Below are 13,485 nucleotides of genomic sequence, written 5' to 3' on the forward strand. Positions count from 1 at the left end.
CGGGTCTAGTACCAGACGGGGCGCAGTTCGGCGTCCCAGATCTCGCAGCGCGGGGTGGTGACGGACGCCGTCGGGTCCTCGCTGCGGGCGCAGACGCCGCGCGGGCAGCGGTGGCGCAGGATGCCGCCGCCTCCACCGGTCGTACCGGGCACCTGGGCGTAGCCGCCGGCGTATGTGCGGCCGTCGACGACCCGTACGCCGAGCCGGTGCCCGAGGTCGGTGACCGCCTGCATGTCGCCGGCGCCCCGCCGCACGGTCTCGGTGACGGCCTCGAGCTCGGCCGCGTCATGCGGGTCGCCGCTCGCGGCGCGCCGCAGCCGCGGCAGCATCTCGCAGAAGGCCATGACGTCTTCCTCGGTCACCGGGCCAGCCTACTGATCTGCGATCATTGCCGTATGGCGTTCACCGAAGAGCTCGCCCGGGCCGTGCTCGCGGCGGACGGGCAGGACGGCGCGAGGCTGATCGCGCTCGGCGAGAACGCGGTGTTCGAACTCGCGGACGGCGTGACCGTCGCGAAGGTCGGCCGCGGTCCCGACCTGCTGGACCGGGCCGCCCGCGAGGTGCGCACGGCGTCCTGGCTGGCCGCGCACGGCGTGCCGGCCGTTCGGGCGGCGGCGCCGGAGGCCCGGCTGGTGGAGGGGCACCCGGTCACGTACTGGGAGCGGCTGCCGGACGCCGTACGGCCCGCGGAGCCCGCCGACCTCGCCGCGCTGCTGCGGTTCGTGCACGCCCTGCCCCAGCCGGACTTCGCGCTGCCGCCCCGCGACCTGCTCGACGGCGTGGAGCGCTGGCTGCGGCTGGCCGGAACGGCGGTCGACCCCGCGGACGCCGCGTATCTGCGGGAGCGCCGGGACGGTTTCGCCGCCGCCGCGGCCGCGCTGACCCCGCACCTCACCCCGGGGCCCGTCCACGGCGACGCGCTGCCGCGCAATGTGCACGTCGGCCCGGGCGGTCCGGTCCTGGTGGACCTGGAGACCTTCTCCGCCGATCTGCGCGAGCACGACCTCGTCGTCATGGCGCTCAGCCGGGACCGCTACGGCCTCGCCCCCGGCTCCTACGACGCCTTCACGGCCGCCTACGGCTGGGACGTGCGCGAGTGGGACGGCTGCGCGGTGCTGCGCGGGGCGCGGGAGACGGCGAGTTGCGCCTGGGTGGCGCAGCACGCGCCGGGCAGCCCGGCCGCGCTCGCGGAGTTCCGCCGGCGGGTGGCCTCGTTGCGGGACGGCGATCCGTCCGTGCGCTGGTACCCCTTCTGACCCCGTGGCGCCGCCCGGGCTGCGAGGATGGGCACCCCTCCGGCCCGGGCGGTGTCCATGCCAGATCCCTCGATCGTCCGTCGTGTCCTCGCCGACCGTCCCTTCGCGGAGGTCGGTGAACCTCGTGTCGCCGTCGCGGACCAGCGGCTGGAACGCCTGGTCGTGGGCGGCGACATGGGGTGGATCGCCTGGCCGCACTCGGGGCGGGCGGGCATCGAGCGCCGACCCCGGTACCGCGTCGGCGTCTACGACGCGCGGGACCTGCGCTGCCGGCAGGTGCACGACTGCCCGTGGCCGGTGGACTCGGTCGCCTTCCATCCGCTCCTGCCGCTGGTGGCCGTGGGCGTGGGCCGCTACGACGGCAGCTGGGACTTCGAGGGCCAACTGCTGTTGATGGACCTGCAGTCGGGCGACGTGCGGCCGGTCCTGGACGGCAGCCGCGAGGTGGTCTCCGTCCAGTGGCTGGACGAGCGGCGACTGCGGCTGGTCGTCACCCCCGAGGACAAGGACTACGAGTACGCCTTCAGCCACGGCTTCGAGTCCGTCCTGGAACGCGAGGACTGGCGGGCGGTGCCCGCCCGCTCCGTCGGCTACCGCGAGGTGATGGGCCCTCGGGTGCCGTACGCGTACCCCGCGGGCGGCGACGCCCGCGACCTGCTGGCGGAGCGCGGCGCCGCCCTCGGGGCGGCATGGGCGCCGCGCCGTCAGGTGCGGGCCGTCGAGGTGCTCGCCGACGGCCGGGTGCTGGCGACGGCCGAGGGCGCGCTGCTGGAGTGCCGGCTGCCGTCGGGGGAACTCCAGTGGTCGGTGCCCGACCCGGACGGCGGGCAGCAGATCCATGTGGCCGCCGACCAGCGGTCGGCCTGGGTCAACGTCCGGCACACCCTGCGCCCGTCGGGGCAGGGGTGGCAGCGGTCCGGCACGCTGGTGCAGCGGGTGTCCCTGGCGGACGGGGGGCTGCTGGAGGCCATCGAGCCCGGTCACGCCGTGACGTTCACCGGCAGCCGGGACGGCCGGCTCGCCGTCCGGCGGGGAGGGCCGGACCAGCCGGGCGGCGAGACCCGGCTCCTCGCCCCCGACGGCACCGAGACGGCGCGCTTCCCGCTGACGGCGAGCGACTTCCGTCTGCGGCGCGGCGCCGAGCTGCTGTTCGTGCGGGACCTCCACGGTGTGCCGCGGGGCCGGGCGTGGGTCGGCGCGCTCGACGGCGGGGAGCCAGGCGCTGAGCCGGGCGCGGAGCCCGCGCTGCGCGGGCTCTTCGCCCTCGACTGGGAGAACGGGCGCGGCTCGCACCTCTTCCCCGGCCCGGCCGTCCAGCTCGACGGCACCGCGCTGGTGCAGGCCGCCGTGGTCCGTGACGACGAGGAGACGCTCGCGCGGAACGCCTTCGTGGTGCGGCGCCGGCTGCCGGACGGCGCGCCGGAGTGGGTGTTCGCCGCCGACGAGCCGGTCACGGCCCTGGACGCGGACGAGGACACCGTCTACGCCGCGCACCGGTCCGGGGAGGTCGTGCTGCTCGACGCGCGGACCGGCAGTCCGCGCGGGCGGCACCGGCTGCGCGTCGACGGGCAGGTGGTGGTGCCCCTGTCCCTCGCGGCGGCCGGTGCCGGCAGGCTGCTGGTCGGCACCGTGGACGGGCGGATCCTCGACTGCGGCACGGCGCCCCCGTCGGCGTCCGCGGACCCCGCGGTCACCTCGGCCGGGGGATGACCGGCCAGGCCTGCTCGACGACGGCCGCCGGGTCGGCGGTGCGCCGCAGGTACGCCTGGAGGGAGGCCGACTGCTCGGCCGCCGCCCGGACCTGAAGGGCGTGCAGGTCCGCCAGCGCCATCAGGCCGACGGGCTCGTGCCGCTCCCCCATGCGGCGCACCACGCGGGCCGCGGCCACCGCGTCGGCCCGTGCGTCGTGGGCGCCCTCCAACTCCACCCCGTAGTGGGCGCACAGCGCCTGCAGGGCCCGCCTGCCCTTGCGGTACTTGTCGACGTGCTTGTCGATGACCAGCGGGTCGATGACGGGCGCGGGCACGCCGCCCAGCCGTTCGCCGACCGACGCGACGCCGTGCCGCCGGCACTCGCGGTCGAGCAGCGACAGGTCGTAACGGGCGTTCATCACCACCAGCGGTGTGCCCGAGCGCAGCACCTCGGCGACGGCGTGGGCGATCTCCCCGACCGCCGTGCCCGCCGGGGCGCCGTGCGCGCGGGCGTGGGCGGTCGAGATGCCGTGGATCGCCGACGCCTGCTCGGGTATGGCGACGCCCGGGTCGAGCAGCCAGGTCCGCTCGTGCGAGACGGCCCCGTCGGCCTCCAGCCGTACGACGGCGGCGGTGACGATGTGGTCGGTCTCGACGTCGGTGCCGGTGGTCTCCAGGTCGAACGCGACCAGCGCGTCGCTGATCCAGCTCATCGCGCGGCCCCCGTGCCCGCGGCGTCCCCCGCGCCGCGCGGGCGGGTGCCCGCGGTCCTCCTCCGTCCGGAGCCGGCCGGCCTTGCCCGGCGTCGTCCCATGCCCATTGGCGCACGTCCTTCCCGCGGTTCCCCCGTGTGTCGCTCCATCATCCCGCGCGCCACTGACACTGCCGCGGCCGGGCTGTCGGAGAGGCCCGCCCGGGGCGGTCCGCCGGGGCCGGCCACCGGGCCGTCAGGAGACCGGACGGGAGTCGGCCCAGACGCCCTCGAACTCCTCGCGGTAGATCTCGAACAGCCCGTGCTCGGCCTCCGCGGTCTCGCCGGCCCTGGTCTGCACGAGTTCCCGCGGCCCGCCGCGCAGGATGAGCACCGGCGCCTCCATGCCGCGGGCCTTGCGCAGGTAGGGCTGGACGACCGCGATGCCGTCCGAGGTGTCGCCGTCCACGAGGTAGGCGGTGAAGCGCGGGGTCTCGTCGAAGACCCGGATCTCGAACGCGGCGGTGTCCCGCAGCCGGGCCCGCACCCGCCGCATGTGCATGATGTTCATCTCGACGGAGCGGCTGAGCTCGCCGCGGCCGAGCCCGAGTTCGCGCTCACGGCGGCGGACGGCGCTGCTCGCCGGGTTGAGGAAGAGCAGCCGCACCCGGCAGCCGGACTCCGCCAGCCGCACCAGGCGCTTGCCCGAGTAGTTCTGCACGAGCAGGTTGAGGCCGATGCCCACGGCGTCGAGCCGTCGCGCGCTCCCGAACAGGTCCTCGGCCGGCAGCTGCCGCTGCAGCCGCACCCGGTCGGGGTAGACGCCGACGACGTCGGCGTAGCGGTCGGCGACGAGCTCCTCGACGGCGTCCACGGGCAGCCGCTCGGCGGAGGGGTAGCCGGGCCCGGAGCCGAGCACGTCCAGCAGCCGGGCGGCGGCCCGCTCGGCCTGGTCCAGGACGGTGCGGGTCAGGGCCCGGTTGCGGGAGACGACGTGCCGGGCCACCTCCAGCTCGTCCAGGGCGAGTTCGAGCTCCCGGCGGTCGTCGAGGTAGGGCTCGAAGCACGGCCAGTGCTGGACGGCGAGCTCGCGCAGCTGCGGCAGCGTCAGGAAGCTGAGGATGTTGTCGTCGGCCGGGTCGAGCAGGAACCCCTTGCGCCGGCTGACCTCGCGCACGGCGGCCGCCCGCTGCACCCACTCGTGACCGGCCGGGCCCGCGGCCGCGACCACCCACTCGTCGCCGTGCACGGGTTCGTAGATCGGGCGCAGCACGGCGTTGACGACGGCGCGCAGGCGCTGTTCGACGAGATTGAGCCATACGTACGCCCGTCCGGCGCGCCGTGCGCGGGTACGCACCTCGGCCCACTCGTCGGCGCCCCAGTCCAGTTCCGCTCCGATCTCCAACGGCAGTGCGAGGGCGGCCGTACCGGTGCTTGCCTCGCCGATGCCGCCGCCCGGGTCCCCCTGATCACCACCACCGGGGAGCACCAGACCTCCCGACATCACGACTGCACCCGCCTTCCCGCCCCCGTCCACGATCAAGGAAGGGTACTGCGGGGCGGGAGGCGGTGCAGCCGTAACGCCGCTACTTCACCACATGCTTACCGGCTCCGGCGGGGCCGGACGGTCAGTGTCCCCGCCCGTTGCGGCCCGAGAGCTCGTCCGGTGTGAGCGGGCTCATGGCGGTCACGTCGCGCGGCGCGAGCTGGAAGCCCTGCCAGTGGATCGGCATGGGCGTCTGGTCCTCGTCGCGAGGGATGTGGTGGAAGCCGACGTTGACCCACATCACCGGGTGCGTGAGGGTCTCGCCGTTCGCCCACTTGTCCACCGAGGTGCCCCGGCCGTGGCAGGCCGGGTCGCTGTTGCCGCTGGCCAGTCGCTCGCAGGCCCGGTACTGGGTGACGTACAGGTCCTTCGAGGTGTAGGCGTGCGCGTCGTAGCGGTCGGAGTGCTGCCGGACCAGCTCCCAGGATCGCGGGTGCCGGTCGGTGTTCTTCCCGGCCGTGGAGACCACGCGCCACCAGCGGCGCAGCGCGGAGTTGGCGGCGAGTTCCCTGCCGACCGGCGTCCGGGTGGTCTTCAGGACGGCGGAGCCGGCGCCCCGGCCGGCCTTCTTGGTGTCGTACTGCTCGACCTTCGCCCGGTTGGAGCCGTCCAGGCCGAAGTCCAGCCGCCAGAAGACCGAGTGGTAGTGGCTGGTGGCGTGGTCGTGGCGGCCCTTGCCGATGGGCCAGCCGGTCCCCTCGCCGCTGTAGTCGCCGGGCGAGAGGTCGCCGGTGGCGCCCATCTTGGCGGTGATGGTGCCGTCGTCGGAGAAGTTCCACTGGGTGACGTACTCGTACCAGCCGAGCTGGGACACGGAGAAGACGACCAGGTCGCTGCCCTGAGCGGTGTACTTCTTCGCGGTGCCGTGCTCGTCGTACACGTCGCTGCGGTAGGCGTGGCCGCGCGGCGCGGTGGTGGCGCACAGCGCCTTGACGGTGCGTTCCTGCTGCGGGATGTAGGCCGCGCTGATGGTGCCGCCGGGGCACTCCTCGGGGCCGATGTCGACGGCGGTGTTGCCGAAGCCGATGTCGGACAGGTCGTTGTACTCGGTCAGCCCGGAGTCGTACGGGACGTTGACCTGCGCGAGGGTGGCGGAGTTCAGCACCTTGAGGGGCTGCGGCTCCTTCCTCGGCCGGTACGCGATCTTCTCCAGGACCAGGCCCTTGGTGCCGCTCATGCGCCAGCACATGCTCCAGCCGGTGCCGTTGGGCAGGGTCCTGGTGAGGGCGGTGGCGGTGCCGCAGTCCGCCGCGGCGGCCGTGCCGGCCCGGGGGGCCGCGACGGCCCGTCCGGTCGTGGAGCCCGCGACGAGCGCGGGCAGGAGGAGGAGCGCCGAGGCCGTTCCGAGGGCCCGGCGCACATGGGTGGTGCGCATCGTTTCTGGGTCTCCGCTCTTAGTGGATCCGGCCGACGGTGCGGTCGCTGAGGTCGACGACGAGATTGGTCGTGTCGATCCACGGCCCGTCCTTCACCTGCGTGAACAGCCGTACGCACCGGTGCCGACCGCACTTGGCCAGACCGGCGGGGGCGGACTGCTCCGCGGTGTTGAACGAGATGCCGCGCAGCCGCAGCTGGTCGGGCGAGGTGAGGTCCCCGCCCTTGGTGGCGGCCGTGAAGTCGGCACGGAGCCCCGTACCGAGGGCGTCCCCGATGAGCAGGCTCGCGGCCTCCCGGGTCTCGTCGGCCGATGGCGGCGGCTGCAGGCCGGTGGCGGTGTCGGTGCGCTCGACGGTGCCGGAGGCGAGGTCGACGGTCTTCTTCACGAGCCGGTCGTGCCCGTAGTCGTAGAAGAGCACCTCGACCCGTCTGGCCCGGTCGGTCCGCGCCCCCGTGGCGTCGGCCGGTTCGGCGAGGTCGGTGTCGAGGTACTCCGGGCCGCGCCCGCCGTCCACGTCCTGCGCGCTGCGCAGCGCGTCGCGGCCCAGGGCTATGGACTTCGCCCGGTCGACCTCGGCCTTGGTCAGAGGCCCGCGACCGCTCTGGTGCGCGCCCTCGGGCGCTTCGTTCTCCGTCACATCACCGCTGCCCGCGTCCTGCTGCCCCGGCGCTCCCGGCGCGGCGGCGGGGCCGCCCGTCGTGGAGTGGTCGTCGCCGGAGGCGTCACGCGGCAGCGTGATGCCGATCATCACCGCCGTGGCGACGACGGCCGTGCCGCCGCCCCACAGGGCGCGCTTGATTCCGCGCCCGAGCCCTCCCTTTTGCGGTAAGGAACGGCTTTCCCCCTGATCTGTCACGTAGGTCTCCCCTGTGTCGTACTGTCACTCGTTTCGACGGCGCTTCGACGGCACAGGTTGCCCCGGGACGGTGGATTCTTGCGGCAGGCGTGGGAATTGGGACACCCGTAACGGGGAAGATCTTGGCGATTCCATACCGGGAGGGGCCCAATTGCGTGACGATGCCCTTTCGGCACCGATGTGGCCGGGGTGCGGCCTACCGGCGCCCGGCGAAGAAGTGGAAGAGTCGACGACATGCAGGTCTGGCCGGGTCAGGCATATCCCCTCGGCGCCACGTACGACGGCGCCGGCACCAACTTCGCGGTGTTCTCCGAGACCGCCGAACGGATCGAGCTGTGTCTGCTGCACGACGACGGTTCGGAGACCGCCGTCGAGTTGCGCGAGGCGGACGCCTTCGTCCGCCATGCGTACCTCCCGGGCGTCATGCCCGGTCAGCGCTACGGATTCCGGGTCCACGGCCCCCACGAACCGACCCGGGGCCACCGCAGCAACTCCGCGAAGCTGCTGCTGGACCCGTACGCGAAGGCGATAAGCGGGACGATCGACTGGGACGAGGCGGTGTACGGCTACCGCTTCGGGGAGCCCGAGTCCCGCAACGACCTGGACTCGGCGCCGCACACCATGACCTCGGTGGTGGTGAACCCGTACTTCGACTGGGCGGAGGACCGCAGCCCCCGCATCGACTACCACCGCACCGTCATCTACGAGGCCCACGTGAGGGGCCTGACGATGCTCCACCCGGAACTGCCGGAGGAGATCCGCGGCACCTACGCGGCGCTCGCGCACCCCGCGGTGATCTCGCACCTGACGGAGCTGGGCGTCACGACGCTGGAGCTGATGCCGGTCCACCAGTTCGTCCACGACCACCGGCTGGTGGACGCGGGGATGCGCAACTACTGGGGCTACAACACGATCGGCTTCTTCGCCCCGCACAACGCTTATGCCTCGATGGGCGACCGCGGCCAGCAGGTGCTGGAGTTCAAGACGGCGGTGCGCGAGCTGCACCGGGCGGGCATCGAGGTGATCCTCGACGTGGTCTACAACCACACGGCCGAGGGCAGCCACCTGGGGCCGACGCTGTGCTTCCGGGGCATCGACAACGCCTCGTACTACCGGCTGGCCGACGATCCGCGCTACTACACGGACACCACCGGCACGGGGAACTCGCTGCTGATGCGCAGCCCCCACGTCCTGCAGATGATCATGGACTCGCTGCGCTACTGGGTCACCGAGATGCACGTCGACGGCTTCCGCTTCGACCTCGCGGCGACCCTGGCCCGGCAGTTCCACGAGGTGGACCGGCTGTCCTCGTTCTTCGACCTCGTGCAGCAGGACCCGGTGGTCAGTCAGGTGAAGCTGATCGCCGAGCCCTGGGACGTCGGCGAGGGCGGCTACCAGGTGGGCAACTTCCCGCCGCTGTGGACGGAGTGGAACGGCAAGTTCCGCGACACCGTGCGCGACCTGTGGCGCGGCGAACCGGCCACGCTGGCCGAGTTCGGCTCCCGGCTGACCGGCTCCTCCGACCTCTACCAGGACGACGGCCGCCGGCCGCTCGCCTCCATCAACTTCGTGACCTGCCACGACGGCTTCACCCTGCGCGACCTGGTGTCGTACAACGACAAGCACAACGAGGCCAACGGCGAGAACAACCGGGACGGCGAGAGCCACAACCGCTCGTGGAACTGCGGCGCCGAGGGCGAGTCCGAGGACGAGGAGGTGCTCGCCCTGCGCGAGCGCCAGATGCGCAACTTCATCGCCACCCTGATGCTCTCCCAGGGCGTGCCGATGCTCGCCCACGGCGACGAGTTCGGCCGCACCCAGCAGGGCAACAACAACGCCTACTGCCAGGACAACGAACTGGCCTGGGTGCCGTGGCCCAAGGAGGGCGACGCGGACACCGAGCGGCTGCACGACTTCACCCGCCAGATGGTGTGGCTCCGCCGCGACCACCCCGTCTTCCGGCGCCGCCGCTTCTTCCACGGCCGCCCGGTCGAGGGGACGCACGACGAACTCTCGGACATCGCCTGGTTCACCCCTGAGGGTGAGGAGATGGCCCAGGACGACTGGCAGGAGGCCCAGGCCAACGCCCTGGTGGTCTTCCTCAACGGCAGCGCGATCTCCGAGCCCGGCGACCGCGGGGAACGCATCGGCGACGACTCCTTCCTGCTGATGTTCAACGCCTGGTACGAACCGCTGGACTTCGTGGTCCCGGTCAACCACGGCAAGGAGTGGCAGGTGGTCGTGGACACCCAGCGCCCGGAGGGCGTGGCCCCCGGCTCCGGGCGCAAGGTGACCCAGGGCGACCGGCTGCGGCTGGCCGACCGGAGCATGGTGGTCCTGCAGCGCCCGGCGTAACCGGGCGCCCGATGTGATGGGCGTACCGGTCGGCGGGGTAGTCAGTCCCTCATGACAGAAAGCGCCGCGACCCCGCCGACCGCTGTCGTCCCCTCCGTGCCGAGCGCCACCTACCGGCTCCAGCTCCAGCCCGACTTCCCCTTCGCCGCGGCCGAGGCCGTCGTCCCCCGTCTGGCCGCGCTCGGTGTCTCCCATCTGCACCTCTCCCCCGTGCTGCAGGCCGTGCCCGGCTCCACGCACGGCTACGACGTCGTCGACCACACCCGGGTGCGCGAGGAGTTCGGCGGCGAGAAGGGGCTGCGCGCGCTGGCCCGCACCGCCCGCGCGCACGGCCTCGGCCTCGTGCTGGACGTGGTGCCCAACCACATGGCCGTCCCCGCGCCCGAGCACCTGGCCCGGCCGCTGTGGGAGGTGCTGCGGGACGGCCCGCGGTCGCCGTACGCGCGCTGGTTCGACGTGGACTGGGCGGCGCAGGGCGACCGGCTGCTGCTGCCGGTGCTGGGCGGCCCGCTGGAGGAGGTGCTGCCCGACCTGCGCGTCGAACGGGACCGCGCGGCCGGCGAGCGGGTGCTGCGCTACCACGACCACGCCTTCCCGCTGCGCGCCGGCACCGAGGAGCTGCCGCTGCGCGCGCTGGTCGACGCCCAGTGGTACCGGCTCGCCTGGTGGCGGCAGGCCCGCACCGAGCTGAACTACCGGCGCTTCTTCACCATCTCCGAGCTCATCGCGGTCCGCGTCGAGGACGACGAGGTCTTCGCCGCCACCCACGCCACCCTGCTGCGGCTGCTGGACGAGGGCGTCGCCGACGGCCTGCGCATCGACCACCCGGACGGCCTCGCCGACCCCGCCGGCTACCTGCGGCGACTCGCGGACGCCTCGAACGGCCGCTGGACGGTGGTGGAGAAGATCCTCACCGGCGACGAGCGGCTGCCGGCCGGCTGGGCCTGCTCCGGCACGACCGGCTACGACGCCCTGGACCGGCTCGACGGGCTGTTCACCGACCCGGCGGGCGTCGAGGAGATCACCCGCTGCTACCGCGGGTTCACCGCCGCCCCCGCCGAGGCGGGCGGCGAGTGGCCGCCGACCGTACGCGCCGCCGCCGAGCACATCGTCACGCACGACCTGGCGGCCGAGGTGGACCGGCTCACCCGCTCCGCGGTCCGCGCCACCGGGCTGGAGCCCGCCGCGCTGCGCGCGGCCGTCGAGGCGACGCTCGTACGGCTGCCGCGCTACCGCCCGTACGTCGTCCCCGGCGAGCCCGCCGACGCGCGGGACACCGCGCTGCTGGAGGCCGCGGCCGGCGCCACCGGGCTCCCGGCGGCCGGGGCGGTGTGCGACCTGGCCCTGGGCCGCCACCAGGGCGGCGGGGAGGCGGCGGCGGACTTCACGGTGCGCTTCGCCCAGGTCTCCTCGGCGCTGCGCGCCAAGTCCGCCGAGGACACCGCCTTCTACCGCTACCACCCCCTGCTCTGCCTCAACGAGGTCGGCCGGGAGCCGGACCGTCCCGCCACCTCCCCCGAGGAGTTCCACGCCTTCTGCGAGCGGTTGCTGCGCGACTGGCCGCTGACCGGGACCGTGCGCTCCACCCACGACACCAAGCGCAGCGCCGACGTCCGCGCCCGGCTCGCCGCGCTGAGCGAGCTGCCCGGCGAGTGGGCCGACTGGCTGGGCGAGGTCTCGGCGGATCTGCGGGAGTACCTGGAGCACCGCGGGATCCCGTGCCCGGAGCGCCATGTGGAGTACCAGGCCTGGCAGTACGCGGCCGTCTTCTGCGACCCCGGCGCGGCCGGCCTGGTGGCGGCGACCATGCTCAAGTCGGAGCGCGAGGCGGGCCTGCGGACCTCGTGGACCGAGCAGCGGCCGGAGTACGAGCGGGACATGACCGGCTTCGTCCGGGAACTGGTCGGCGGACCGGCCGCCTTCGCCACCGGGCGCATCGACCGCGCCCTGCGCGGGCCCGAACGCGTCAACGTCCTCGGCGCGCACCTGGCGCACCTGACCATGCCGGGCGTGCCCGACGTCTACCAGGGCGACGAGGAGCGGCAGCTGCTGCTCGTCGACCCCGCCAACCGCCGTCCGTACGATCCGGGCACGGCCGGGGACGAGGACGAGGTGAGCGAGAAGCGGCGGGTGACGGAGTTCGCGCTGCGCCTGCGCCGGGCGCGCCCGCAGTGGTTCACCGGCCCGCAGGCCTCCTACGAGCCGCTGTACGCACGCGGCCCGGCCGGGGAGCACTGCGTGGCCTTCGTCCGCGGCGGCCGGGCGCTCACTGTCGTCACCCGGCTGTCGCGGCGGCTCGCGGACGCGGGTGGCTGGCGCGGCACGGAACTGGTGCTGCCGGAGGGGGTCTGGACGGAGGTACTGACGGGCCGTCCGTTCCAGGCCGTGGTGCCGCTGGCGGAGCTGCTGGAGCGGCTGCCGGTCGGCCTGCTGGTGCGCGACGTGGACGAGTGAGGCCCCGGGGCGGAAGACGTCCGCCGCGCAGGGGCGCGGGGCGGGAGGGCCGCCGGCGTCCCTCCCGCCGGGTGCCGCGGGGAGCACCGTCGGCGCCGCGCTGCTGACGGCCCGTCAACCGCCCCTCGGCACGCCGCTTCCGCCCCGCGTCCCACGACCGGGCGCGCTGTACGGTATGCCGCATGTATACCGATATTCCCTTCATCCCGCGTCTGGCCGGGGTGCACCACGTCACGCTGCCCGTCGGCGATCCGGCCCGGTCGCAGGCGTGGTACGAGCGGGTCCTCGGCCACCACAGGATCGCGGAGTTCACGGAGGGCGGTGCCTTCGCCGGCATCGCCATGGCCCACCCCGGAGGCGGGCCGGTGCTGTGCCTGCGCCACGACCCCGCCCTCGCGGCCGCCTCCGCGGGCTTCGCGTGGTTCTCCCTCGGCGTCCCGGACCTCCCGGCGCTGGAGGCACTGGCGGCCCGGCTCGACGCGCTCGGCGAACCCCACGGCGCCGTCGTCCGCACCACTCGCGGCTGGCTCCTCCCGCAACTGCGCGACCCGGACGGCCACGAGTTGCGCTTCGCCACCGCCGACGAGGGGCCGCCGCCGTTCCGCGGGCAGGTGCTGCGCCTGGCGGGTGGCCGGGAGGCGCCGCCGCGGTCCCGCACCGCCTGAGCGACGCGGACCGGATTGTCGGACCCCGCTGTTAACGTCCTGCCATGGACGCCTCGGAAGCCCTGCTCACCCGCATCGAGAACGACCCGGTCGTGATACAGCGCCTCGCCTGGCCCGGCGACTTCGACATCACCCGCCGCGACCCGGTCGAGGACGTACGCCTGCCCTCGGGCCTCGCGATGCGCCCGATAGCCGGCGACGGTGCCGGCGGCACGTTCTTCCTCTGCGGTGAGTCCGGCGACGCCGAGCGGCCCGTGGTCTACGCGGACTCCGAGGGGCAGGCGGCGCTGATCGGCGCGGACCTGCCCGAGGCGATGGAGCTGATCGTCTCCTGCCCGGTGTGGTGGCACGACGTGGACTCGGGGTGCTCCCCCGAGGAGCTGGAGGCCGAAGTGCGCGAGGACCACCCGGACCTGGACCGGCAACGCGAGGAGCTGGCTGCCGCCCTGGGGCTGACGCTCCCTCCGGCCGAGGAGGTCGTCGCCCGGCTGCGGGCGACGGCCGCGCGCACGGCGCCGGATTTCCTGCCGTACGTGGACGACGACGGCCACGGGTCGTACGAGCCGATGTTCGGGCCGTGAGGCGGGGTCCCG

Annotated in this window: 11 protein-coding genes; 6 read left to right on the forward strand and 5 right to left on the reverse strand. The window is 74.0% G+C overall.

The genetic code is table 11. From position 1 onward, the window contains the following. Positions 1-5: 5 nt before the first annotated feature. Complete coding sequence (locus CHF15_RS08100; protein ID WP_089222953.1) at positions 6-362, reverse strand: hypothetical protein; 357 nt, start codon at positions 360-362, stop codon at positions 6-8. A gap of 33 nt (positions 363-395) precedes the next feature. On the opposite strand from CHF15_RS08100, the gene CHF15_RS08105 reads away from it, so the two are divergent. Together CHF15_RS08105 and CHF15_RS08110 are read left to right on the forward strand one after the other, a co-directional pair. Beyond that, the gene (locus CHF15_RS08105; RefSeq protein ID WP_089222954.1) at positions 396-1,256 is read left to right on the forward strand and encodes a phosphotransferase enzyme family protein; all 861 of its coding nucleotides are present in this window, start codon (positions 396-398) and stop codon (positions 1,254-1,256) included. A gap of 57 nt (positions 1,257-1,313) precedes the next feature. Then, entirely contained in the window at positions 1,314-2,966 is a 1,653-nt protein-coding gene (locus CHF15_RS08110; protein WP_143681538.1) for a hypothetical protein, read from the forward strand. Here the strand turns inward: CHF15_RS08110 and CHF15_RS08115 are convergent. From CHF15_RS08115 to CHF15_RS08130, 4 genes are all read right to left on the reverse strand, one after another. After that, positions 2,947-3,660, reverse strand: a complete 714-nt coding sequence (locus CHF15_RS08115; protein ID WP_018563177.1) for a 3'-5' exonuclease — start codon at positions 3,658-3,660, stop codon at positions 2,947-2,949. The two genes, CHF15_RS08110 and CHF15_RS08115, sit on opposite strands and share 20 nt — an antisense overlap. A 234-nt stretch (positions 3,661-3,894) precedes the next feature. Continuing rightward, positions 3,895-5,142, reverse strand: a complete 1,248-nt coding sequence (locus tag CHF15_RS08120) for an SAV2148 family HEPN domain-containing protein (protein ID WP_089222956.1) — start codon at positions 5,140-5,142, stop codon at positions 3,895-3,897. Between the two features lie 124 nt (positions 5,143-5,266). Continuing rightward, on the reverse strand, positions 5,267-6,559 hold the full coding sequence (locus CHF15_RS08125) for a copper amine oxidase (RefSeq protein ID WP_089222957.1): 1,293 nt from the start codon (positions 6,557-6,559) through the stop codon (positions 5,267-5,269). A gap of 19 nt (positions 6,560-6,578) precedes the next feature. Then, positions 6,579-7,418 carry a Tat pathway signal sequence domain protein gene (locus CHF15_RS08130; protein WP_245938721.1) on the reverse strand — a complete coding sequence of 280 codons (840 nt, stop codon included), beginning with the start codon at positions 7,416-7,418 and terminating at the stop codon, positions 6,579-6,581. Between the two features lie 234 nt (positions 7,419-7,652). Here CHF15_RS08130 and glgX point away from each other — a divergent pair, with 234 nt between their 5' ends. The 4 genes from glgX (at position 7,653) to CHF15_RS08150 (ending at position 13,473) form a co-directional block, all read left to right on the forward strand. After that, positions 7,653-9,773, forward strand: coding sequence for a glycogen debranching protein GlgX (gene glgX / locus CHF15_RS08135; RefSeq protein WP_089222958.1), 2,121 nt, complete (start codon positions 7,653-7,655; stop codon positions 9,771-9,773). A 51-nt stretch (positions 9,774-9,824) separates the two neighbouring features. Then, positions 9,825-12,227, forward strand: coding sequence for a malto-oligosyltrehalose synthase (treY, locus tag CHF15_RS08140; protein WP_089222959.1), 2,403 nt, complete (start codon positions 9,825-9,827; stop codon positions 12,225-12,227). A gap of 182 nt (positions 12,228-12,409) precedes the next feature. After that, positions 12,410-12,892, forward strand: coding sequence for a VOC family protein (locus tag CHF15_RS08145; protein ID WP_245938722.1), 483 nt, complete (start codon positions 12,410-12,412; stop codon positions 12,890-12,892). 44 nt (positions 12,893-12,936) lie between these two features. Next, positions 12,937-13,473: a hypothetical protein gene (locus tag CHF15_RS08150; protein WP_089222961.1), complete on the forward strand. Its 537-nt coding sequence runs from the start codon at positions 12,937-12,939 to the stop codon at positions 13,471-13,473. The last annotated feature ends 12 nt before the right edge of the window (positions 13,474-13,485 follow it).

Source organism: Actinacidiphila glaucinigra (assembly GCF_900188405.1).
Lineage (GTDB): Bacteria > Actinomycetota > Actinomycetes > Streptomycetales > Streptomycetaceae > Actinacidiphila > Actinacidiphila glaucinigra.